The organism is Amycolatopsis sp. lyj-112 (assembly GCF_046549055.1).
Classification (GTDB): domain Bacteria; phylum Actinomycetota; class Actinomycetes; order Mycobacteriales; family Pseudonocardiaceae; genus Amycolatopsis.
Map to the genome: position 1 here is coordinate 1,232,112 of NZ_JAJPWS010000001.1, position 22,375 is coordinate 1,254,486.

Below are 22,375 nucleotides of genomic sequence, written 5' to 3' on the forward strand. Positions count from 1 at the left end.
TCTCGGCGGGAAGGCGATCGACGTGGCTGATCTCAAGAAAGGCGCGCGGATCACCGGCAACACGCGTGACAAGCTGGCCGCTGACCTGAAGAAGAAATACGAGAAGGGCTCGAGCATTCGTGCCCTCGCGGAGTCGACGGGTCGTTCGTACGGGTTCGTGCACCGGGTTCTCTCCGAGTCCGGTGTCCAGCTGCGTGGCCGTGGTGGTGCCACCAGGGTCAAGAAGAAGTAGCGGACTGCTGCGCGGGGGGCGCAGTTCCCTTTCCGGGGACTACCGCGGCTTCACGGGATTCACCGGCTAGGCGGTGTTCGTCTGCAAGAAAGGCCAGCCTGGCTCCGAGCAGGACCAGCGGGTAGACCAGGTAGCCGTACCTTGTGGCCGGGGTGAGCAGAATCAGGGCGATGAGCCCGACGGCCATGCGCAACAGCGCGTCGGAACCGGTCGCGGGGGGCCGGCGCACCAGCCAGATCAGGATCGCGACGGCCGCGATCCCGAGCAGGACGAAGGAAATCGCGGTGCCCACAGGGCCGAGCGAGGCGATGAGGTGGCCGGGCAGCGGGCTCGCCGCCGGTGACTTGAGCACGCCGATTCCCATGGGGAACCGGAAGACATGCTCGACGAACGCCTTCGGGTCCACCAGGTACACCGGTACATGCAGGACCACCGTCGTCACCACCAGTGCCGCCGCGTATCCGCCGAGTGCGCGGGGACCACGCCGCGTGAGCAGGAGAACACCCAGCACCACCGCGGCGGGCGCGACGATGAGTTTCGCGCTGATCACCAGTGCCAGCACCAAACCCGCCAAGATCGCGCGACCGGTCGTGGCCAGCGCGAAGGAAAGTACGAGCAGGCCGACGATGGCGAGGTCGGGACCGGCGACGGCCCAGGTCAGCGCGGTCAGCGGGCAGGCCATCGCGAGTTGAGCGGCGCTCACCGGGATCTTCGGCCAGTGCAGGAGCTTCAGTGACACCAGCACGCACGCGACGGCCGCCAGGGCGAACATCCAGCGCGCGTCGGTGAGCGCGTCGGCGACCGGGCCGCCGCCGAACAACGCGCGCGGCAGGCCGAAGACCGTCATCACCGGACCGTATGGCGTGTAATCGTTTACTTCCACCGCGCGACCGAGCGCGGTGACATCGATGTACGGGGTTCCGTTCTCCAGCAGGAGTTTCGCCGACCGTTCGATCACCCAGACCTCGGGCTGTGCCGCCCACGAGATCGGCGTGATGAGCCAGTCCACTCCGGTCAGGCGGCGAATGACCAGCATTCCCAACGGAAGGATCATCGCGAACAGGCCGATGGCGCCGATACCGATCCACCGCGAACCGAGCGCGCCGGCGGGCCGGACGCCGCGCCGGGCGGAGAGGGCCAGCCAGATCGTGTGCGCGAGAGCGAGCCCGTAACCTGCTACAGCGAAATTCGCCCACACGCGGTATCCGTAGAATTCCGCCAAGGCGGTGTTGACGACGGCGAAGATCAGGCACCCGGCGTAGAACGCGAGGTCGATGGTCAGCCGTCGCCGGTCGACGTGGTCGGCCCCCGGGTCCTTGGTCACCGGCTCAGGCTACCGACGCGGCCGGGCTCGCTGAAAAGAGGACGCGGAAATCGGGAAGCATCCGGTGTCCTGGGGTGTTGGTCGTGGTTATATCCGGAAAAAATCTCGACCAATGTCGAGGTTTTGTGGGGGCAAGGAAGTGGGATCCCATGGAGAACATGTGGACGCTGATGAACTCGGCGATGAAGTCGGCCGATGTTCCGAAGGGACTGCACAAGGGGACCCTGCGCCGCGTCGCGCGGTTCGCCAGGCCGCATTGGCGACGGTTGCTGATATTCCTGGTGCTCACCGTCGTCTCGGCGGTGCTGGCGGTGAGCAGCCCGGTACTGGCAGGGAAGGTGGTCGACGCGATCATCGGCGGCCACGACGTGGCGCTGGTGGTGTGGCTGGCCGTCGTGATCGGCGCGCTGGCGCTGATCGACGCGGCACTCGGGCTGGCGGAACGTTCGCAGTCGTCGAGGATCGGGGAGAACATCATCCTCGACCTGCGCGTCGCGGTGTACCGGCACGTGCAGCGGATGCCGGTCGCGTTCTTCACCCGTACGCGAACCGGTGCGCTGGTGAGCAGGCTCAACAACGATGTGATCGGCGCGCAGCGCACCTTCACCGCGACGTTGTCGGGCCTGGTCACCAACGTGATCCAGCTGGTGCTTTCGCTGGTGGTCATGATGACGCTGTCCTGGCAGGTCACCCTGCTGGCGCTGGTGCTGTTGCCGGTGTTCATCCTGCCGACGCGGCGGCTCGGCAAGCGGATGGCCGCGCTGCAGCGTGAGGCCGGGCAGCTCAACGCGTCGATGACCACGCAGATGACCGAACGGTTCTCCGCGCCCGGCGCGACGCTGGTGAAGCTCTTCGGCGACCCGACGAGGGAAGCGGGGGACTTCAACGCCCGCGCCGGGCGGGTGCGCGACATCGGGGTGCGGACGGCGATGCTGACCCGCTGGTTCATGACCAGCCTGACCACGGTCTCCGCGCTCGCGCAGGCGCTGGTGTACGGCCTCGGCGGGTACCTCGCGCTGACCGGTGCGCTCGCGCCGGGCACCGTGGTGGCGCTGGCGTTGCTGCTGACCAGGCTGTACTCGCCGCTCACCGCGCTGGCGAACGTCCGGGTGGACGTGATGACCGCGCTGGTCTCGTTCGAGCGGGTCTTCGAGGTGCTCGACCTCAAGCCGATGATCGAGGAGAAGCCCGCCCCGCGCGGCGTGCCCGAAGGCCCGGTGTCGGTGGAGTTCTCCGACGTCCGGTTCGGGTACCCCGCGGCGGACCGGTATTCGCTGGCCTCGCTCGAAGATGTGTCCACTTTGGACCACCGGGGCGGTGAGGAGGTGCTGCACGGGATCAACTTCCGTGCCGAACCCGGTCAGTTGGTGGCGCTGGTCGGTTCGTCCGGCGCGGGCAAGTCGACGATCGCCTCATTGCTGCCGCGGCTCTACGACGTCGACAGTGGTTCGGTGCGCTTGTCCGGTGTGGACACTCGTGAGCTGAGTTTCGCCTCACTGCGGGAAACCGTCGGTGTGGTGACCCAGGACGGGCATCTCTTCCACGAAACGATCCGGGCGAACCTCGAATACGTGAGGCCCGGCGTCGCCGACGCCGAGATCTGGTCGGCCCTGGAGCGGGCGCGGCTCGCCGACCTGATCCGGGAACTGCCGGACGGGCTGGAGACGGTGGTGGGGGAGCGGGGCTACCGGCTCTCCGGTGGGGAACGCCAGCGGCTGACCATCGCCCGGCTCCTGCTGGCGCAGCCGAGGGTCGTGATCCTCGACGAGGCCACGGCGCATCTGGACTCGCAGTCGGAGGCGGCCGTCGGCGAGGCGCTGACCGACGCGCTGGTCGGGCGGACCGCGCTGGTCATCGCGCACCGGCTGTCGACGGTGCGGGCGGCGGACCAGATCCTGGTCCTCGAGCACGGGGAGATCGTCGAGCGAGGGACGCACGAAGAGCTTCTCGCGCGCGATGGGCGCTACGCGACGCTGTACCTGACGCAGTTCTCGGAGGAGCCTGCGGTGGCGTGACCCTCCTCCCGTAAACGCTATGAACGACTCGTTACTTGCAAAATTTGCAAGTAACGAGTCGTTCATAGCGTTTACGGGACTCAAGCGAGGGCGGGCGAGGAGAACACGGCCTCGACCAGGGCCATCTTGCGCGGATCGTCGCGCATCAGCGGGCCCATCCGGTTCATCGTGTAGCCGAAGGCGATCCCGTTTTCGGGGTCCGCGCCGCCGGACGAGCCGCCGAGCCCGTCGTGCCCGAACGCCCGCGGGTTCGGGCCGAAGCCGCGTTCCTCGCTGCCGAGGTAGAACCCGAGCGCCCATTCGTTGCCCAGCCCGCCGACGACGTCGACCTCGCGGCCCTGGCCTTCCCGGGCGCTCGCCAGTGCGGCGTTCGAGAGCAGCCGCTCGGAACCATCGGCGAGCGCGCCGTAGACGGTCGCGATCGCCCGGGCGGTGCCGTGCCCGTTCAGCGCGGGTAGGATCGCCCGCCGCCACGCGGGATCGTTGGCGTTGCGGCCTTGGACGCGCGGATTCGCCAACGCGGCGAGGGCGGCGGGCCCGGCGTTGGCGAACGCTTGGGCCAGCGCGCCGGCCATTTCGGTGCTGAGCACGGGTTCGACGAGCGTGGAGCAGCGGTCGAGGTCCGCGTCGGAGCCGAGGCCGATCTGGAAGTCCGCGCCCAGCGGGCCCGCGACGTGCTCGGCGAAGTAGGTGTGGACGTCCTGCCCGCTGACGCGGCGGATCACTTCGCCGACGAGGAAGCCGTACGACAGCGCGTGGTAACCGCTGACCGTGCCCGGTTCGAAGAGCGGTGCCTGTGCCGCGAGCAGCCCGGTGATGTGTTCCCAGTCGTAGAGTTCCTCGACCGCCACCGGCCGGTCCAGGCCGATCCCGGTCACCCCGGAGCGGTGCGAGAGCAGCCAGCGCACCGGAATCTTCTGTTTGCCCTCGGCCGCGAACTCCGGCCAGTACTCGGCGACCGGTGCGTCGAGGTCGAGCAGACCGCCGTCGGCGAGGCGGTGCGCGCAGATCGCGGTCATGCCCTTGGTCGTCGACCAGACGTTGGTGAGCGTGTCCGCCCGCCACGGGGCCGTCCGGTCCGGATCCGCCCAGCCCGCCCACAGATCGACCACCGGCTCGCCGCGATGGGTGACGGAGAAGGCGGCGCCGATCTCGTCGCGCCGGGCGAAGTTCTCTTCGAAGGCGGCCCGCACGGGCTCGAATCCCGCCGCGCATTCGCCGTGGATCTCGGGAAGTGTCATGAGCGTGCGACCTCCTTCGGTCACCGGCGGCGTGAGGACACCGACCGGTCGGTATGTGACCGTAGAAGCCCCGCGCGGACGAGTCAAGAGGCTCGTCCGCGCGGGATTCTTACCGCAGTGCCGGGACCCGGGCGCCGTACTTGGCCAGCAGCGCGGCGTTGGCCTCGTCGCCACCGTCCACGTTGGAACTGCGCCACAGCGGGATGTCGACCCCCTGCGCCGCACCGAGGTCCACGACCTCGGCGAGAACCAGGTTCCACAGGAACGCGTTGATCACTGTGGACAGTGGCGCGGTCCGCGGCGCGTCCGCCGGGTAGCTCGAGTCACCGGGGCGGACATGGGAATCGAGCACGATACTGGCTTCTTCGATCAGCGTCGTCGGCGCGCGTTTCGGTGCCGCCGCCACGGACGCGGCCGAACTCACCGCGATGACCGCCGCGCCGCGGGCCCGCGCTCCGGCGGCCAGTTCGACGGGATACGGGTTGACGCCCGAGGTCGAGAACACCACCAGCAGGTCGTCCGGTCCCGGCGCCCGCTCGGCCAGCACCTCTTCGGCCAGCCCGGAGCGGCGTTCGGTCTTGGTGCTGTGCTGCGCGCCGTGCAGCGGCAGCAGTTCGGGGTGGTACAGCGGGTACACGCAGGCGAGGCCGCCCGCGCGGTAGAAGGTCTCGGCGACCGCGGCCAGCGAATGCCCGGCGCCGGCGGTGAACACCAGCGCGTCGGCCCGGATGACCCCCAGTACCAGCTCGGCCGATTTCCGGATCTGCTCCGCGTTACCCCGTTCGGCCTCAGCGAGCCTTTCGGCGACGTCTGCATAACGTTCGGTGGTACTCACCACATCCACCCTTCCGTCAGGAGATCAGCGACGAATGTATCGCGTGGACCAATGGCCGGAGTGGAATACATCGGGAGATGATCGAGGGTGACCCGATCGCTGTGGCCGGGGTTTTCGGAGACTGGAGGATCCAGGGTGAGCGAGGCGGATCCCGCGGTGCGGACCTGGCGAGCGCGTGGCCAGGCGAAAGCCGTGGTGTTGGTGCTGCACGGCGGCGCGGAGCACAGTCATGCCCGCGTTGCGCGGTGGCGGCTGGCGTACCAGCGGATGGTTCCGCTGGCCAAGGACGTCCACCGGGCGGGGAGGGCGCATGGGGTCGAGGTGCGGTTGCTGCGTAACCGGGTCTACGGCTGGAATGACCAGGGTACCGACGCGATCGCCGACGCGCGCTGGGCCTTGGCGCGGATCCACGAAGACCATCCGGGACTGCCGGTCGTCCTCGTCGGTCACTCGATGGGAGGGCGGGTCGCGCTGCGCGTCGCGGACGATCCCGCCGTCGTCGGAGTGTGCGGGCTGGCGCCGTGGACACCACCGGGTGAACCGGTCGGGGCGGTCGAGGGCCGCGCGGTGCTCATCGCGCACGGGACCAAGGACCGGATGACCGATCCGGTGGCATCGCACGCTTTCGCGGAACGCGCCGAAAAGGTGACGTCGCGGTCCGCGCGGTTTGAAATCGGCGGCGAGGGGCACGCGATGCTTCGAAGGTCCGGCGTCTGGAATCGCCTGGTACGCGCTTTCACGCTCGAACTGATCGAAGCCGGGGGAAAGGACGAGACGCTGAGCGCGGCCTGGGATCGGCCGAGCTCCGAACGGCTGCGGATCCCGGTCTAGACCGGGCAGGAGGGAGCACCTTTATGACCACGTCAAGCGTCGACCAGGCGGTAGGCCCGTCCGGCCTGCCCGCGCCCGACGAAACGCGGTGGCCGGGATTGGCCGCACCGCCGCATTCGCCGTTCCGGGCGCGGATCGCCGAGCAGTTGTTCCGCCGCGCGGTGCACCCGCTGGACGTCCGCGTGCGGATGCCCGACGGTTCCCAGCTCGGTTCCGGCGGCCCGGGCTCGCCCGAGATGCGGATCAACCGTCCCGCGGCCTTCTTCCACCGCCTCGGTGTCGACGCGAAGATCGGCTTCGGCGAGGCGTACATGGTCGGCGACTGGACCACCGACGCCCTCGCCGAGGTGCTGACCCCGTTCGCGGAGCGGATGGCGACGCTCATTCCGCCGCTGCTGCAACGGTTCCGCCGGTTCGTCGACCGCGGCCACCCCGCGGGCGAGGAGAACACCATCGAGGGGTCGCGGGAGAACATCCACCGCCACTACGACCTTTCCAACGATCTGTTCGGTGCTTTTCTCGACCCGTCGATGATGTATTCGTCGGCGCTGTTCGGCCCGGACGACGATCTCACCGCCGCGCAGTACCGAAAGATCGACAGCGTGCTCGACTACGCCGGCGTCCGCGAAGGCAGCACCGTGCTGGAGATCGGCACCGGCTGGGGCGAACTCTCCATCCGGGCGGCCGCCCGCGGTGCCCGCGTCACGTCACTGACCATTTCCGAGGAGCAGGCGGCGCTGGCCACCCGGCGCATCGCCGCGGCGGGCTTCGCCGACCGGGTCGACGTCCGGCTGTGTGACTATCGCGACTCCACCGGCGAGTACGACGCGGTGGTCAGCGTCGAGATGATCGAGGCCGTCGGCGAGGCGTACTGGCCCACGTTCTTCGAGACCATCGGGAAGCGGCTTCGGCCGGGCGGTCGGCTCGGGCTGCAGGCCATCACCATGGACCACGAACGCATGCTCGCCGCGGCCCGGTCCTACACCTGGGTCCACAAGTACATCTTCCCCGGCGGCCTCATCCCGTCGACGGAGTCCGTGGAGCAGGGGATGCTCGACCACGCCCGGCTGAAACTGCAGGGGGTGCGCGAGTTCGGCCAGGATTACGCCCACACGCTGCGGTTGTGGCGGGAGAAGTTCACCCACCGGTGGGACGAGATCACCGAACTGGGCTTCGACGACGTGTTCAAACGGATGTGGGAGTTCTACCTGGCGTACTCCGAAGCGGGGTTCCGATCGGGGTATCTCAAGGTCCACCAGTTCGGTTTCGCCGCCGACGGGCGGTGAGCGCCACCCAACCGATGCGGGGTGCCGCGCGTCTTTCACCTAGGGTCTGCGGTTGACTGGGCCCACACGCGAAATCGGGACGGGTGATTCGGCATGACGTATGGAGGCGACGACCGAGGGCGACGGATGCCGCCACAACGGCCGCCGTCCGGCCGCCCCCGGCAGCACCAGCCCGCGCAGATGATGCCGCTGCCGGGCCGGGGCAGCAGCCCGTACGACGAGCGGACGGCGCCGATGGGCCACGGGGGCGAGCAGCGTCCCGCGGGCCCGCCACCACGCCGTCCAGGCCCGCCGCAACCGCCTCCGGGCCGTTCGGCGGACGGAGCGCGCCCGCCGAGGCGCAAGCGTCGCTGGGGCTTCGGCAAGGTGCTGGTCACGTTGCTGACCGTGTTCGTGGTGTTCCTCGCCGGCGTGTGGGTGTACCTGGAGTTCTCCATCAACCGCGTCGACGCGCTGGCCGACTACTCCGGCCGCCCCGCCGCGGCCGAAGGCACCAACTGGCTGATCGTGGGCTCCGACAGCCGGGACGGGCTGACCGCCGCCGAGCAGGAAAAGCTGGTCACCGGCGACAGCAAGGCCGCCGGTGGCGGCAGGCGGACCGACACCATCATGGTCGCGCACGTCCCGGACAACAGCACCAAGCCGACGCTGCTGAGCCTGCCGCGCGACTCCCAGGTGACCATCCCCGGCCACGGCAAGAACAAGATCAACGCCGCGTTCTCGATCGGCGGCCCGACGCTGCTCGCGCAGACCGTCGAAGGTGCCACGGGCCTGCGCATCGACCACTACGCCGAGATCGGCTTCGGCGGGTTCGCCAAGATCGTCGACGCGATCGGCGGCGTCAACATGTGCGTCGAGAAGCCGATGGAGGACACCCTCACCGGGATCAAGATCCCCGCGGGCTGTCAGGACCTCCAGGGCCCGCAGGCGCTCGGGTTCGTCCGCATGCGGCACAGTGACGCCACCCCGCGGTCGGACCTCGACCGCGTCGCCAACCAGCGGAAGTTCATCGGCGCGCTGGTCAGCGAGATCGGCAGCCCCGGCACGCTGCTGAACCCGTTCACGCTGTTCCCCTTGCTGTCCACCGCGCCGGACGCGCTGACGATGGACTCCGGCGACCACCTGCACAACCTGGTGGGACTGGCGCTGGCGATGCGCGGGATCTCCTCGGGCGGCGTGGTCACCACCACCGTCCCGGTGACCAGCGGTTCGGCGGAGAACTGGGACAAGACGAAGTCGAAGCTGCTGTTCGACGCGCTGAAGAACGACACGGAGATCCCGGACAGCGCGATCCTCACCTGATACCCGGGTCACGAAAACGCTATGAACGACTCGTTACTTGCAAAATTTGCAAGTAACGAGTCGTTCATAGCATCTGGCGACCCCCGGAAAACCGGAGGCATCGAGGCGCGTTTTCGGTCACCATGGGGTGATGGAAGCGCCCGCCGAAACCCTCGCCGACGAAGTCGTCGAACTCCGCCGCTGGCGGCCGGAGCAGCTGCGCGTGCTGGCGGACGTCGCCGGGGATTCCGCCGCGCATATCGGCGCCTGGATGATCTGGGCCACCCACGGCTATGGCGAGCCGGAAGCCAAGGAGTTCCTCGAGAGCACCGCGCGGAACTGGGCCGACGGCAAGACCTACGACTTCGCGATCTTCACCGAGGGCGACGTCGTCGGCGGCACCGGCATGATCACGCGTCCCGGCCGGATCGAGATCGGCTACTGGCTCAGCCGTCACCACACCGGTCGTGGCCTGGTGACGAGAGCGGCCCGCTTGTTGACCGCCGAGGCCTTCCGTCTGGGCGCGCCGGAGGTCGAGATCCGGCACGACGAGCTGAACACCGCGAGCGGCGCCGTGCCCGCGCGGCTGGGGTTCACGATGGTCGGCGACGAGGTCGCGGAACCGCCGCTCGCCCCGGCCTGTAAGGGCGTCCACAAGATCTGGCGGCTCAAACGTCCTTAGCCGTACGTTCACGCAGGACGGCCAGCGCCTTGTCGGCGTGCACGGCGAACTTCAGCTCGCTCTTGATGACCTCGAGCACCTTGCGATCGGTGTCGATCACGAAGGTGTGGCGCTTGGCGTGCAACGGGCTGAACTTGCGCCACACACCGAACTGCTTCGCCACCACACCGTCCACATCGGACAGCAGCGGATAGTCGAAGTCATGCTTCGACGAGAATTCGCGCTGTTTGGCGACGGCGTCCGGGCTGATCCCCACGCGGTGCGCGCCGGCTTCGGCGAATTCCGTTGCCAGGTCACGGAAATGACAGCTTTCCGCGGTGCAGCCACTGGTCATCGCGGCCGGGTAGAAGAACAGCACGACCGGGCCGGACGACAGGAAGTCCGACAGTGTGCGCTCCTCACCCTGGTCGTCGAGCAGAGTGAAGTCCGGGGCGAAGTCACCTTGGTCCATGCACGGATCCTGCCATGTCAGTGGGCGTGCCGTTCGATGAGCTCGTCGACCTCGTCCCCGGTCGCGGAATCGGCGACGAACGAGCCGCGGGCCGCGAGCACCCCGTGCCGCCGCAGCCGTTCGGCCTGGTCGTGGTTGCGGACGCCTTCCGCGCCGATACGCAGGTTCAGTTCCTTGGCGCGGGACACCAGCTGGGTCAGGTGCCGCACGTCGGCCTCGTCCTCGCCGGCCGCCAGCGCGTCGATCACCGCGCCGGAGAGGATCACGTGGCGGACCGGGAGCCGGTGCTGGGGGATCAGTTCCAGATCGGCCGAACCGGAGATGGTCAGCACCAGCTGGGCACCCAGATCGGAGAGGACGGCGAACGAGTCCAGCACCTCGCCGCGCGGGTCGAGGACGGATTCGCGGTCCGTGCACAGCCGTAGCGCGTGCGCGGGCAGGTTGTGCCGGTCGAGCTGTTCCTTGACCAGCAGCACCAGATCGGGCTCGATGGCCAGCCGGTTCGGCAGCCGCACGCAGACGTCCGGAGCCGCCTCGCCGAACCGGCGCCGCCACCGCGCGGTGGCGGCGAGGGATTCGGCCAGCAGCCACCGGCCGAGCGGGATGGTCATCCCGGTGGTCTGCGCCAGCGGGTAGAACTCGTCGGAGTCCAGCTCGCCCTTTTCCGGGTGGTTCCAGCGCAGCCCGGCGTTGACCGCGGCCAGCTGATCGGGTTTTGCGAGCTTCACCGTCGGCTGGTAGATCAGCGAGAACTCGCCGTTCTCCAGCGCGCCCGCGATGACCGCGCCGAGCCGGTAGCGGCCGCGATCGCGCGCGTCGAGTTCGGGGTCGAAGAGCATCCACTGTGCTTTGCCGGCTTCCTTGGCGCGGTGCAAGGCGATCTCCGCGGCGCGCAGCAGTTCTTCCGGCCCGCCGTCGGTGACCGAGCGGACGACGATACCGGCGCTCGCGCTCACGCCGATCCCGTTCCCGCCGAGGTAGATCGGTTCGGCCAGTTCCTCCAGCGCCTGTTCGACCAGCCCGATGACGTGGGTGGGGGAGAACTCGCCGCGCAGGAGGACGGCGAAACCGTCGCCGGACAGCCGGGCGACGGAACCGTTGTGCTTGCCGGTGAACACGGCCTTGAGCTTGTTCGCGACCCCGCGCAGCACCTGGTCGCCGACGCCGGCGCCGAGGCCGTCGTTGATCACCTTGAAGCCGTCGACGTCGAGATAGACCAGCGCGACCTGTTCCAGGCCCGGGCCCGCCAGCGCGGATTCGAGCGCGTTGGTGAACGCCGTCGCGTTCGGCAGGCCGGTCAGCGCGTCGTGCACGTTCTGGTGCAGCAGTTGTTCCTGCAGCAGGTGGATCTCGTTGGCGTCGGAGACCATCAGCACCGGGTAGGACGAGCCAGGGCGGTCTCCGGGGAGGTCCGCGAGGGTCACGTCGACCCAGAGCGTGCCTTCCTCGCTGTGGTCCAGCAGCAGGCGTTCCTGGTGCGTCTGCTGGCCGAGTTTCCGGAGCTGGTCGAGCCCGCCCCGCAGCCGCGAGACGTCGTGCTCGGTGGAGCCGAGTTCGGGTATCCGCCGCCCGCGCAGGGCGGCGGGACGGCAGCCGAGCAGCTTCCCGAGCGCCGCGTTCGCCTCGACGATCTCGCCGTCGTGGTCGGCGAGCGCGATCCCGATGGGCGAGGCGGAATAGAGCTTGGTGAACCGCAGCAGGGCGGGCCGGTGATTCGGCTCGGTTTGGACGGCGTCCTGGGCGACGCCGAGCAAGAGCTGCTCGAGTTGCTCTTGGGGAAGCGATACTCCTTTAGTGTCAGCGAGCGTCGCGGCCCATCTTCGAGCGACGTCGACCAACCCTGGCGCGGCACCAGGCTCAGGCACGCTTCACCTCTTCATGCGCGGTTGATGGCCAGCTCAGACAGGGTGTCCGAACCCACGGACCCACACTAGGTATGAGCCGACCGGGAGTAGTGCCACGGCACCATGCGCGAAACGGCGTGTCTACCGGCTGAAAGGGTGATGGCAGCCACACGAGAGGTGACCAGAGGTTACCAAGAGTACTCGATCGTGTTTGTCCCTTTGGTCGGGAATCAGCAGGGCTTCAGCTGGATCGGCAGGCCGTCCGCGGGGACGGGCAGCGAGACGTAGTCCCAGCGGGCCGTGTAGTTCTCCGGGACCGACCATCGGTAGGCCCGCAGCATCTCGTGCAGCAGGGCCTTCACCTCGAGCGTCCCGAAGTGCAGCCCGATGCACTTGTGCGCGCCGCCGCCGAACGGCATCCACGCGAAGCGGTGCGACTTGTCCTCGCGGCGTTCCTCGCCGAAGCGGTCCGGGTCGAAACGCATCGGGTCGGTCCAGTACTCCGGCGCGAAATGATTGACGGTGGGGGAAACCCCGACCAGGGTCCCTTCGGGGATGAAATGCCCCAGAACCTCGGTGTCCTTCACCGTTTTCCTTGCCAGGGAAGGAACCGGGGCCACCAGGCGCAGGGATTCCTTGATCACCAGGTCCAACGTCTTCAGGCTTTCCAGCGCCTCGATATCCGGCAGATCGTCGCCGAGCGCGAGGGATTCCTGTCGCGCCCGTTCCTGCCATTCGGGGTGCTTCGCCAGGTGGTACGCGGCGGCCGCGCTGGTGATGGTCGTGGTGTCGTGCGCGGCCATCATCAGGAAGATCATGTGGTTGACGACGTCGGAGTCGGTGAACCGGTCACCGTCTTCGGTGGTGGCGTGGCACAGCGCGGTGAAGAGATCGTCGCCGTCGCTGCGCCGTTTCGACGGCAGGTTCGCGGAAAAGTAGCGTTCGAGGACTTTGCGGCCGTGCAGGCCCGCCGCCCAGCGGCCGCCGGGCACGGGGAAGCGGACGATGGCGGTGCCGGCGCGCACGGAGTTGACGAAGGCGCGGTTGATCGCGGCCGATTCGTCCCCGGAGCGCATGCCCATGAACACGCGTGTCGCGACGTCGAGCGTGAGTTGCTTGAGGGACCAGTAGATCCGCGGGTTCGGCTTGTCCGCCCAGGTCGCGATGCCTTCCCGCAGCGCCGGTCCCATCTGGTCGACGTAGCCGGTGAGCCGTTGCCGGGTGAACGCCGCCTGCATGATCCGGCGGTGCAGGTGATGCTCGCCGAAGTCGAGCAGCATGAGGCCGCGGTCGAAGAAGTGCTCGATGAAGAACTTCCAGCCCTCTTGGGAGAAGGCCTTGTCCTTGTTCACCAACGCGATCTGGGTGGCCTCCGGGCCGGAGAGGGCGACGATGCGGCGGCCGAACGCGCCCATCCACGACACCGGGCCGTAGGTCTCGTAGCGTTTGAGGCCGAACTCGATGCCGAACCGCATGAAGTCCAGCGCGTGCCCGATGACCGGCGGACCTTCGTCGCCGAGGACCGGCTTGAGGCCCGGCGGGGCGGGCGCGAGTTCCCGGACCGGCCAGGTCGCACCGAGCCAGCGCTGGTCCACCGAACGCGGCAGGGGGATCGAGGTGAGCGGGGGGACCCGCTCGCGCAGCACTCCGGTGACCTTTTCGACGGCGTTCGCCATGGTGACCATCTCCCCGCTGAGATCGGTTACCGCCACCATCGCATCCTTATTGACGTCCTGACAATACTCCGGCGGAAGTACATCGCCCGAGTGTCATGAAAGGGTCTTTCAGGACGTTTTTCGTCCTGAAAGACCCTTTCATGACAGTTGTCAGCCCAGTTCGGCCCGGACCGCGAGAGCGGCCGCGACCAGGTTCCGCAGGGCAGGCTCGACCTCGGCGTACCCGCGGGTCTTCAGGCCGCAGTCCGGGTTGACCCAGATCCGCTCGGCGGGCACCGCGCCCACGGCGGTCCGCAGCAGCCCGCTGACCTCGTCGACGTCGGGGACACGCGGCGAGTGGATGTCGTACACGCCCGGCCCGACGCCGCGGCCGAAGCCCGCCGCGCCGAGGTCGGTGACGACCTCCATCTTCGACCGGGCGGCCTCGATGCTGGTGACGTCGGCGTCGAGCGCGTCGATCGCCTTGACCACCTCGCCGAACTCCGAGTAGCACATGTGCGTGTGGATCTGCGTCGCGTCGTCGATACCCGACGTCGCCAGCCGGAACGACGAGACCGCCCAGGCGAAGTACGCCTCGTGCGCCGCCGCGTGCAGCGGGAGCAGTTCCCGCAGCGCGGGCTCGTCGACCTGGATGACGCGGAGGCCCGCCTCCTGCAGGTCGTGCACCTCATCGCGGATGGCCAGCGCCACCTGGCGGGCGGTCTCGCCCAGCGGCTGGTCGTCGCGGACGAACGACCACGCCAGGATCGTCACCGGCCCGGTGAGCATCCCCTTGACCGGCTTGGCGGTCAGGCTCTGCGCGTAGCGGGCCCAGGCCACCGTCATCGGCTCGGGACGCGAGACGTCGCCGTACAGGATCGGCGGCCTGACGCAGCGCGAGCCGTAGGACTGCACCCAGCCGAAGTCGGTGGCCGCGAACCCGGCCAGCCGCTCGGCGAAGTACTGCACCATGTCGTTGCGCTCGGGCTCACCGTGCACCAGCACGTCCAGGCCGAGGTCCTCCTGCAGCCGGATGACGCGCTCGATCTCGCCCTTCATCGCCGCCTCGTAGCCCGCGTCGTCCAGCGAGCCCGCCTTGTGCGCGGCGCGCGCCTTGCGGACGTCGGTGGTCTGCGGGAACGAGCCGATCGTGGTGCTCGGCAACGGCGGCAGGTCCAGCGCCGCCTGCTGCGCGGCCGCACGCCGGGCATACGGCGAACGGACGGTGTCCTCCGGGCGCAGCGCCTCCAGCCGGGCGCGTACCCCGGCGTCGGCGAGGTCGGCCGCCGTGGCGCGGTCCGTGATGGCGGCCCGGGCGGCGGTGAGGTCGACGCCCTCCTCCTTCAGCGCGCGGCCGAGCAGGACGACCTCGTCGACCTTCTGCTTGGCGAACGCGAGCCAGCCCTTGAGCCGCGGGTGCAGTTCGGTCTCACGCTCGACGTCATAAGGCACGTGCAGCAGCGAGCACGAGGTCGACACGCTGACCGACTTCGCCGTGCCGAGCAGCGTCGCCGCCCGGCTGAGCGCGCGGGTGGGGTCGGTGCGCCAGACGTTGCGCCCGTCCACGACGCCGGCCAGGACCTCCTTGTCCCGCAAGGCGGGTTCGGCCGCGACGGCGTCCACAAAGGACTCATCGGTGACGAGGTCGACGGCGAGGGCGTCGATCGGAGAGCGGGCGAGCACACCCAGTCCGCGGCCGAGTCCGCCGAAGTAGCCGGCGACGAGGATCTTCGGGCGCGCGGTCTCCTTCGCGAGCCGGTGGTAGGCGCGGATGAGCGCGTTGAGCTCCGGCTCGGTGCGGTCGGCGGCGAAAGCGGGCTCGTCGAACTGGACCCACTCGACGCCTTCATCGTGCAGACGGCGCAACAGTTCGACGTAGCCGTCGAGGAGGTCGTCGAGCAGATCCAGCGGCCGGAAGCCCTCCGGAGCGCCCTCGGAGGCCTTCGCGAGCAGCAGGAACGTCACCGGGCCCACCAGCACCGGCCGTGTCTCGACGCCGATCGCGCGGGCCTCGCGGTACTCGTCCAGCGGTTTGGTGCCGGTGAGCGAGAACCGGGTGTCCGGCCCGAGTTCGGGGACGATGTAGTGGTAGTTCGTGTCGAACCACTTCGTCATCTCCATCGCCGTCGCGTCCTGTACCCCGCGTGCGGCGGCGAAGTAGGTGTCGAGCGGCGAAAGGCCGAGCTTCGTGAAGCGTCCGGGCAGCGCGCCGAACAGTTCGGCGGTGTCGAGTACCTGGTCGTAATGGGAGAACGTGTTCGAAGGGACGGAATCCAGCCCGGCGTCCTTGAGTTGCCGCCAGGTCCGGGTACGCAGAGCGCGGCCGGTCTCCAGCAGCGCGGCCTCGTCGGCCTTGCCCGCCCAGTAGCGTTCGAGTGAACGCTTGAGTTCCCGGTCCGGTCCGATCCGGGGGTAGCCCAGCACAGTGGTGCCGATATCGGTCACAGCTCTCTCCTCGCGAGCTTGTCGAGAGAGCCCGGAGCGCGCAGGAGTGACCGCCGTTCGGTCGCGCCCATCCCACGAGGCCCGGACTCACGCACGCCGTCGGCGTACGTACCACGGGCAGGTCTTCGGACTCGTGGGCGACTCGCTCGCGCCTACCGGCCGTCGCTTCCCGGGCGCCATGCCCAGTGCTTTACCGTGTCTCGCACGGTGACGGCTTTCGTTCCCACATACCGCTGCGGGGCAGTCCCGGATTCACACCGGGTTCCCTGTTACCTCGACCGGCCTGGGAGGCCGGGCGAACCAGTAGCACCCCGGAGCGTACCCAATTCGGATCTCGTGTGACTGGAGGCGTAACTCACGTGATCAGAGACGGAACTCGCGAGTTACGCCTCTGATCACGCAAGTTCCGTCTCTGATCACGTGAGTTCGGGGTCAGTCCCAGTCGAGGGCGCCACCGGACTGGTACTCGATGACGCGGGTCTCGAAGAAGTTCTTCTCCTTCTTGAGGTCCATCGCCTCCGACATCCACGGGAACGGGTTCTCGGTCTCGCCGAAGATCGGCTGAAGACCGATCTGCTGCGCACGCCGGTCGGTGATGAAGTGCATGTACTGCTCGATCAGCTCGGCCGACAGCCCGAGCATGCCGCGCGGCATGGTGTCGCGGGCGTAGGCGACCTCGAGCTCGCATGCCTCGGTCAGCATCGTCCGGATCTCGGCCTGGAACTCTTCGGTCCACAGGTGCGGGTTCTCGATCTTGATCTGGTTGATGCAGTCGATGCCGAAGTTCAGGTGGATCGACTCGTCGCGCAGGATGTACTGGTACTGCTCGGCGATGCCGATCATCTTGTTCTGGCGGCCGAGCGAGAGGATCTGCGCGAAGCCGGTGTAGAACCACATGCCTTCGAAGATCACGTAGAACGCGACCAGGTCACGCAGGAAGGCCTGGTCGGCCTCCGGAGTCCCGGTCTCGAAGTCCGGGTTCTCCAGGTTCTGCGTGTACTTCAGCGCCCACGCGTCCTTGTCCGAGATGGACGGGACCTCGCGGTACATGTTGAACAGCTCGCCGTCGACCAGGCCGAGGCTCTCGCAGATGTACTGGAAGGTGTGCGTGTGCACGGCCTCCTCGAACGCCTGGCGCAGCAGGTACTGGCGGCATTCGGGGTTGGTGATCTGGCGGTACACCGCGAGCACGATGTTGTTGGCCACCAGCGATTCCGCGGTGGCGAAGAAGCCGAGGTTGCGCTTGAGCATGGTGCGCTCGTCCTCGGACAGGCCGTCGGCCGACTTCCACAGCGCGATGTCGGCCTGCATGGCGACCTCGGTCGGCATCCAGTGGTTGTTGCAGCCGGCGAGGTACTTCTCCCACGCCCAGGTGTACTTCATCGGCAGCAGCTGGTTGACGTCGGCGCGGGCGTTGATCATCCGCTTGTCGTCGACGTTGATCCGGGCGGCGCCGACTTCGATCTCGCCGAGGCCGGTGGCGTCGGCGGAGGCGTCAAAGGTGGTCATAGAGAGGCTCACTTAGGGAGGGGGTCGTGAGTGGTAATGACGGTTAGAACCGTCATTACCACTCACGAGCGGCGGTCACTGGCAGGCTTCGCAGTCGGGGTCGTCGATCCGGCAGGCGGCACCGTCGGCGGCGACGAAGTCGACGTCGGAGACCTGCGGGATCTCCTTGGACTCCGGCTTGGCGGCCGGGGTCACCGGCACGGCCGGAACCGCGGCGGCCGGGCTGGGCGAGACCGCGGCGGACGCCGACGGGGCAGGCGAAGCGACGGGTGCGGGAGCCTGGGCGGCGGGCTTCGGCGTGGCGGGGGCCGGGGTGGCCGAGACCGCGTTCAGCTTGCCGTCGGTGCCGCGCAGGGTGCTCTTCTCCACGTGCGTCGCGGACCGCGCCCGCAGGTAGTACGTGGTCTTGAGGCCCTTGTGCCAGGCGTAGCGGTACAGCTCGTCGAGCTTGCGGCCGCTCGGCGACGCGATGTACAGGTTCAGCGACTGGGCCTGGTCGATCCACTTCTGACGACGCGAACCGGCGTCCACCAGCCACCGCGACTCGATCTCGAACGCGGTCGCGTACAGCGCCTTCAGGTCGTCCGGCACGCGGTCGATCTGGCCGAGGCTGCCGTCGAAGTACTTCAGGTCCGAGACCATGACCTCGTCCCACAGCCCGCGCTCCTTGAGGGAGCGGACCAGGTGCGGGTTCACCACGGTGAAGTCGCCGGACATGTTCGACTTGACGAACAGGTTCTGGAACAGCGGCTCGATCGACTGCCCGACACCGCAGATGTTGGAGATCGTCGCGGTCGGCGCGATCGCCATCACGTTGGAGTTGCGCATGCCGACGGTCTTGACCCGCTCCCGCAGCGGCGCCCAGTCCAAAGTGAACGAGGTGTCGACGTCGAGCGCGTCGCCCTGGCGGGCGTCGATCAGCAGCTGCAGCGAGTCGATCGGCAGGATTCCCTTGCTCCACAAGGAACCCTCGAACGTCTGGTACTGGCCGCGCTCCTCGGCGAGATCGGTCGAAGCCGAGATCGCGTAGTAGCTGATGTGCTCCATGCTGGTGTCCGCGAACTGGACGGCCTCGTCCGAGGACAGCGGCACACCGATCTCGAACAGCGCGTCCTGGAAGCCCATCAGGCCCAGCCCGATCGGGCGGTGACGCAGGTTGGAGCGGCGCGCCTCCGGGATCGTGTAGAAGTTGATGTCGATCACGTTGTCGAGCATGCGGACCGCGGTGCGCACGGTCTTCTCGAGGCGCTGGGTGTCCAGGCCGTCGGGGGTGACGTGCTTGAGCAGGTTCACCGAGCCGAGGTTGCAGACCGCGACCTCGTCGGTGGTGGTGTTCAAGGTGATCTCGGTGCACAGGTTGGACGAGTGCACGACACCCACGTGCTGCTGCGGCGAACGCAGGTTGCACGGGTCCTTGAAGGTGATCCACGGGTGGCCGGTCTCGAACAGCATCGTCAGCATGCGGCGCCACAGGTCGACCGCGCGGATCTTGCGGGACACCTTCAGCTCGCCGCGCTCGGCCATCGCCTCGTACTCGGCGTAGCGGGCGGAGAACTCGTTGCCGTAGAGGTCGTGCAGGTCCGGGGTCTCGTTCGGCGAGAACAGCGTCCACTGCGCGTCGGCCTCGACCCGGCGGAGGAACTCGTCCGGCACCCAGTTCGCGGTGTTCATGTCGTGGGTGCGGCGGCGGTCGTCACCGGTGTTCTTGCGCAGATCGAGGAATTCCTCGATGTCCACGTGCCAGGTCTCGAGGTACGCGCACGCCGCGCCCTTGCGCTTGCCGCCCTGGTTCACCGCGACGGCGGTGTCGTTGGCGATCTTGAGGAACGGCACGACACCCTGCGACTGGCCGTTGGTGCCCTTGATGTGCGCGCCGAGGCCGCGGACCGGGGTCCAGTCGTTGCCGAGACCGCCCGAGTACTTCGCCAGCAGCGCGTTGTTCTTGTACGCCTGGAAGATCGAGTCCAGGTCATCGTCCACAGTGGTCAGGAAGCAGGACGACAGCTGCGGGCGCGTGGTGCCCGAGTTGAACAGCGTCGGGGTGGACGCCATGAAGTGGAACGACGAGAGCAGCTCGTAGAACTCGATGGCACGGGCCTCGCGGTTGTCCTCGCGGATCGCGAGTCCCATCGCGACGCGCATGAAGAACGCCTGCGGCAGCTCGAACCGGACACCGTTGTGGTGCTGGAAGTACCGGTCGTACAGGGTCTGCAGGCCGAGGAAGCCGAAGTCGAGGTCGCGCTCGGCGTGGATGGCCTCGGTGATCTTGTCGAGGTCGAAGGTCTGCAGCTCGGGGTTGACCAGCTCCAGCTCGATGGCGCGCTTGAGGTAGTCGCGGAAGTACTGCGGGTACCGCGCGGTCATCTCGTCCTGGCTGGCCAGCTGCGGCGACCCCGCGAGGTAGCTGAGGGCCTCGCCGCGGAGCTTGTCCGCGAGCAGCCGGGCGCTGACGTAGGAGTAGTTCGGCTCCTGCTCGACGAGCACCCGCGCGGCCATGATCTGGGCGAGGGCGAGCTCGTCGGCGCTGATGCCGTCGTAGAGGTTGCGCTTGGCCTCGGCCAGCACCGGCGCCGCCGAGACGTCTTCGAGTCCGGAAACGGCCTCGCCGACCACGTGCGAGACGCGGGCCCAGTCGAGCGGGCGGACGGTGCCGTCGGCGGACTTGACGCTGATCTTGACGTCGGAGGACGCCGGCTTCTCGGACTCGCGGGCCTTCGCGCGCTCGTCGCGGTAGAGGACGTAGGCGCGGGCGACCTTGTGGTGCTCACCGCGCATCAGCGCCAGCTCGACGATGTCCTGGATCTGCTCGATGTGCAGAGCGGTCTCAGGCCCGGCGTGGCGGAGCAGGGTGGCTTCGATCTGCTCGGTCAGTTCGTTGACCAAGTGGTGGATCCGCGACGAAGCGGCCGCGTCACCGCCCTCGACGGCAAGGAAGGCCTTGGTCACCGCGACCGAGATCTTGTTCGCGTCGAAGGGGGACACGCTGCCGTCCCGCCGGATGACTCGCACGGTCGCTGGCGCTGTGTCCGAAGATGAGGGCGGCCGCTGACCGGTTTCCAATGACATGCGTGTCTCCAATTGGGCGCGTTGAAGCACCACAAGGCCTCCCAAGGCCGTGCGCTGCACGTTCACAAAGCTGTCCGACAACCGCTCCCGAGCGGTCTCCCCGTCGCTGGGCGGTGCCGGTTCCCAGAGACTACATGTAGGGGTCGGAGGCTGCACGTGCCCCAATGGGTGGCGTGTCATCGTCTCACCCTGCCGGGTTAGGCGATCACGCTCAGCGGCTGGTCAACCGCCGAAAACGATCTTGAAATCCCGCAGGTGAGCGCTCAGGACGGCCTTTTGACCGGCGAGGAAGCCGAGCGGCCCGGCTTCGTTGATCTTCCAGTCCGCGGCCGCCGGATGAGGGCGTGCCTTCGCCCGGACGGGGCTCCGCTTGATCCCGCCGTCCAGGATTTGGACGACGTCGAAGGCGGCGGGCAGCGCCAGCGGGAGCCCCGGGCGGGCGGTGAAGGCGGCCGTCGCGATCCAGTCCTCGTCGGTGGCGGCCGAGGCGGTGAAGGTCCGGCCGTGGGTGAAATCGAGCACGGCGAGGTCCTTGGGGATGCCCCACAGCGCGCGTCCGCCTGCCAGTGAGACCTCGCTGTCGACCCAGATGTCGGTGATCGAGCTGGAGAGGCGTTTGCCGCGGACGGCGACCGTCGCCAGCAGTTCGTGGTACCGCAGCTGTCCGGGTTCCTGGTAGTCGATCCAGGCGGTGAAGACCTGCGCGCGGCCACCCGCGACGACGGGTTCGACGCCGTCGGGAAGTTCGGGCAGTTCGCTGACCGGGACACGCCACAGCGAGAGGTACGCCTGGCCCGCCAGGTTCCACGGCTCCGGGGGATAGGTGGTCATGCGTCCCGCCAGGGCAGGTAGCCGGGCTGGTCGGTGTCGACGCGCATCGAGAACTCCGGTGGTCGTTTCTGCAGGAAGGACATGACCCCTTCGATGGCGTCCGGGCTGGTGCCCAGGCCGCCGATCAGCCGGGAGTCCAGTTCGTGCACGGGGAACGGCGACGGGGCGCTCGCCATCCGGTACAGCAGCTGGCGGGTGACCGCGACCGACACCGGGGACGTGGTCGCAACTAGTTCAAGAGCCAGCTCACGGGCCTTGCCGAGCACTTCCTCGGGCTCGTGAACACTGTGGACCAGTCCGGCGCTCTTCGCTTCTTCGACGCCGAAGACGCGACCGCTGATCATCCAGTCGAGTGCCGTCCCCATCCCGACGAGCCGGGGGAGGAACCAGGCGGACGCGCCTTCGGGGTAGATCCCGCGGCGGACGAACACGAAACCGAAGCGGGAATCCGTCGAGGCCAGCCGGTAGTCACACGACAGGGTGATCGTGACGCCGCCGCCGACCGCGGCGCCCCGTAGTGCGGCGATCACCGGTTTGTTCATCGTGAAGATCCGCTTCGAGCAGCGGCCCGCCGGTTCCTGCCAGGCCGCGTCCGGGCCGGTCGCCGGGTCGAAGTCGAACCCGCCCTGGGAGAGGTCGGCGCCGACGGAGAAGTCCTTGCCGTTGCCGGTCAGGATCACCACCCGCACGTCCTCGTCGCGGTCGGCGCGATCCATCGCGTCACCGAGTTCGTCGGCCATGCGGATGGTGTAGCCATTGCGGGCCTCGGGCCGGTTGAGCGTGACCGTCGCGATGCGGTCGGCGACCTCGTAGGTGATTTCGGCGTACGCGCTCATGACGTGAAGGT

Annotated in this window: 17 protein-coding genes and 1 riboswitch; of the genes, 6 read left to right on the forward strand and 11 right to left on the reverse strand. The window is 68.3% G+C overall.

Annotated elements, in window-relative coordinates; all coding sequences use genetic code 11:
- Nucleotides 1–22: 22 nt before the first annotated feature.
- Nucleotides 23–232 carry a helix-turn-helix domain-containing protein gene (locus tag ACLJRL_RS05920; protein WP_003071237.1) on the forward strand — a complete coding sequence of 70 codons (210 nt, stop codon included), beginning with the start codon at nucleotides 23–25 and terminating at the stop codon, nucleotides 230–232.
- Here ACLJRL_RS05920 and ACLJRL_RS05925 read toward each other — a convergent pair.
- The gene (locus ACLJRL_RS05925; RefSeq protein WP_410654953.1) at nucleotides 219–1,556 is read right to left on the reverse strand and encodes a glycosyltransferase family 87 protein; all 1,338 of its coding nucleotides are present in this window, start codon (nucleotides 1,554–1,556) and stop codon (nucleotides 219–221) included. The two genes, ACLJRL_RS05920 and ACLJRL_RS05925, sit on opposite strands and share 14 nt — an antisense overlap.
- Nucleotides 1,557–1,705: 149 nt before the next feature.
- Here ACLJRL_RS05925 and ACLJRL_RS05930 point away from each other — a divergent pair, with 149 nt between their 5' ends.
- The gene (locus ACLJRL_RS05930) at nucleotides 1,706–3,571 is read left to right on the forward strand and encodes an ABC transporter ATP-binding protein (RefSeq protein WP_410654954.1); all 1,866 of its coding nucleotides are present in this window, start codon (nucleotides 1,706–1,708) and stop codon (nucleotides 3,569–3,571) included.
- Nucleotides 3,572–3,651: 80 nt separating this feature from the next.
- Here the strand turns inward: ACLJRL_RS05930 and ACLJRL_RS05935 are convergent, their stop codons facing one another.
- Nucleotides 3,652–4,812 (reverse strand): serine hydrolase domain-containing protein, encoded by a 1,161-nt coding sequence (locus ACLJRL_RS05935; protein ID WP_410654955.1) that lies wholly within the window; start codon nucleotides 4,810–4,812, stop codon nucleotides 3,652–3,654.
- Nucleotides 4,813–4,921: 109 nt separating this feature from the next.
- Nucleotides 4,922–5,650 (reverse strand): sugar isomerase domain-containing protein, encoded by a 729-nt coding sequence (locus tag ACLJRL_RS05940; protein ID WP_410654956.1) that lies wholly within the window; start codon nucleotides 5,648–5,650, stop codon nucleotides 4,922–4,924.
- A 132-nt stretch (nucleotides 5,651–5,782) separates the two neighbouring features.
- Here ACLJRL_RS05940 and ACLJRL_RS05945 point away from each other — a divergent pair, with 132 nt between their 5' ends.
- The 4 genes from ACLJRL_RS05945 to ACLJRL_RS05960 all read left to right on the forward strand — a co-directional run bounded on the left by ACLJRL_RS05945 (nucleotide 5,783) and on the right by ACLJRL_RS05960 (nucleotide 9,727).
- Nucleotides 5,783–6,478 (forward strand): alpha/beta hydrolase, encoded by a 696-nt coding sequence (locus ACLJRL_RS05945; protein ID WP_410654957.1) that lies wholly within the window; start codon nucleotides 5,783–5,785, stop codon nucleotides 6,476–6,478.
- A 23-nt stretch (nucleotides 6,479–6,501) separates the two neighbouring features.
- Nucleotides 6,502–7,764: a class I SAM-dependent methyltransferase gene (locus tag ACLJRL_RS05950; protein ID WP_410654958.1), complete on the forward strand. Its 1,263-nt coding sequence runs from the start codon at nucleotides 6,502–6,504 to the stop codon at nucleotides 7,762–7,764.
- A 93-nt stretch (nucleotides 7,765–7,857) separates the two neighbouring features.
- On the forward strand, nucleotides 7,858–9,066 hold the full coding sequence (locus ACLJRL_RS05955; RefSeq protein WP_410654959.1) for an LCP family protein: 1,209 nt from the start codon (nucleotides 7,858–7,860) through the stop codon (nucleotides 9,064–9,066).
- A gap of 130 nt (nucleotides 9,067–9,196) precedes the next feature.
- Nucleotides 9,197–9,727, forward strand: a complete 531-nt coding sequence (locus ACLJRL_RS05960; RefSeq protein WP_410654960.1) for a GNAT family N-acetyltransferase — start codon at nucleotides 9,197–9,199, stop codon at nucleotides 9,725–9,727.
- Here ACLJRL_RS05960 and ACLJRL_RS05965 read toward each other — a convergent pair.
- The 8 genes from ACLJRL_RS05965 to ACLJRL_RS06000 all read right to left on the reverse strand — a co-directional run bounded on the left by ACLJRL_RS05965 (nucleotide 9,714) and on the right by ACLJRL_RS06000 (nucleotide 22,364).
- Nucleotides 9,714–10,178, reverse strand: a complete 465-nt coding sequence (locus tag ACLJRL_RS05965; RefSeq protein ID WP_410654961.1) for a peroxiredoxin — start codon at nucleotides 10,176–10,178, stop codon at nucleotides 9,714–9,716. The two genes, ACLJRL_RS05960 and ACLJRL_RS05965, sit on opposite strands and share 14 nt — an antisense overlap.
- A gap of 17 nt (nucleotides 10,179–10,195) precedes the next feature.
- Nucleotides 10,196–12,043 (reverse strand): diguanylate cyclase domain-containing protein, encoded by a 1,848-nt coding sequence (locus tag ACLJRL_RS05970; protein WP_410654962.1) that lies wholly within the window; start codon nucleotides 12,041–12,043, stop codon nucleotides 10,196–10,198.
- A 209-nt stretch (nucleotides 12,044–12,252) separates the two neighbouring features.
- Entirely contained in the window at nucleotides 12,253–13,698 is a 1,446-nt protein-coding gene (locus ACLJRL_RS05975) for a cytochrome P450 (RefSeq protein WP_410655180.1), read from the reverse strand.
- Nucleotides 13,699–13,848: 150 nt separating this feature from the next.
- The gene (gene metE / locus ACLJRL_RS05980; protein WP_410654963.1) at nucleotides 13,849–16,122 is read right to left on the reverse strand and encodes a 5-methyltetrahydropteroyltriglutamate--homocysteine S-methyltransferase; all 2,274 of its coding nucleotides are present in this window, start codon (nucleotides 16,120–16,122) and stop codon (nucleotides 13,849–13,851) included.
- 98 nt (nucleotides 16,123–16,220) lie between these two features.
- A riboswitch (cobalamin riboswitch) is annotated at nucleotides 16,221–16,442 on the reverse strand.
- 112 nt (nucleotides 16,443–16,554) lie between these two features.
- Nucleotides 16,555–17,631 (reverse strand): ribonucleotide-diphosphate reductase subunit beta, encoded by a 1,077-nt coding sequence (locus ACLJRL_RS05985; protein WP_410654964.1) that lies wholly within the window; start codon nucleotides 17,629–17,631, stop codon nucleotides 16,555–16,557.
- A 75-nt stretch (nucleotides 17,632–17,706) separates the two neighbouring features.
- Complete coding sequence (locus ACLJRL_RS05990) at nucleotides 17,707–20,697, reverse strand: ribonucleoside-diphosphate reductase subunit alpha (RefSeq protein WP_410654965.1); 2,991 nt, start codon at nucleotides 20,695–20,697, stop codon at nucleotides 17,707–17,709.
- Nucleotides 20,698–20,919: 222 nt separating this feature from the next.
- Nucleotides 20,920–21,528, reverse strand: coding sequence for an acetoacetate decarboxylase family protein (locus tag ACLJRL_RS05995; protein ID WP_410654966.1), 609 nt, complete (start codon nucleotides 21,526–21,528; stop codon nucleotides 20,920–20,922).
- Entirely contained in the window at nucleotides 21,525–22,364 is an 840-nt protein-coding gene (locus ACLJRL_RS06000) for an enoyl-CoA hydratase-related protein (protein ID WP_410654967.1), read from the reverse strand. The genes ACLJRL_RS05995 and ACLJRL_RS06000 overlap by 4 nt, the downstream gene beginning before the upstream one ends.
- Nucleotides 22,365–22,375 lie beyond the last annotated feature (11 nt).

Excerpts from the sequence above, each read along its gene's own strand:
- ACLJRL_RS05930 (WP_410654954.1), top strand. The coding sequence starts at position 1,706 with ATGGAGAACATGTGGACGCTGATGAACTCGGCGATGAAGTCGGCCGAT.
- ACLJRL_RS05935 (WP_410654955.1), bottom strand. The coding sequence starts at position 4,812 with ATGACACTTCCCGAGATCCACGGCGAATGCGCGGCGGGATTCGAGCCC.
- ACLJRL_RS05950 (WP_410654958.1), top strand. The coding sequence starts at position 6,502 with ATGACCACGTCAAGCGTCGACCAGGCGGTAGGCCCGTCCGGCCTGCCC.
- ACLJRL_RS05955 (WP_410654959.1), top strand. The coding sequence starts at position 7,858 with ATGACGTATGGAGGCGACGACCGAGGGCGACGGATGCCGCCACAACGG.
- ACLJRL_RS05960 (WP_410654960.1), top strand. The coding sequence starts at position 9,197 with ATGGAAGCGCCCGCCGAAACCCTCGCCGACGAAGTCGTCGAACTCCGC.
- ACLJRL_RS05965 (WP_410654961.1), bottom strand. The coding sequence starts at position 10,178 with ATGGACCAAGGTGACTTCGCCCCGGACTTCACTCTGCTCGACGACCAG.
- ACLJRL_RS05975 (WP_410655180.1), bottom strand. The coding sequence starts at position 13,698 with ATGGCGAACGCCGTCGAAAAGGTCACCGGAGTGCTGCGCGAGCGGGTC.
- ACLJRL_RS05985 (WP_410654964.1), bottom strand. The coding sequence starts at position 17,631 with ATGACCACCTTTGACGCCTCCGCCGACGCCACCGGCCTCGGCGAGATC.
- ACLJRL_RS05990 (WP_410654965.1), bottom strand. The coding sequence starts at position 20,697 with ATGTCATTGGAAACCGGTCAGCGGCCGCCCTCATCTTCGGACACAGCG.
- ACLJRL_RS05995 (WP_410654966.1), bottom strand. The coding sequence starts at position 21,528 with ATGACCACCTATCCCCCGGAGCCGTGGAACCTGGCGGGCCAGGCGTAC.
- ACLJRL_RS06000 (WP_410654967.1), bottom strand. The coding sequence starts at position 22,364 with ATGAGCGCGTACGCCGAAATCACCTACGAGGTCGCCGACCGCATCGCG.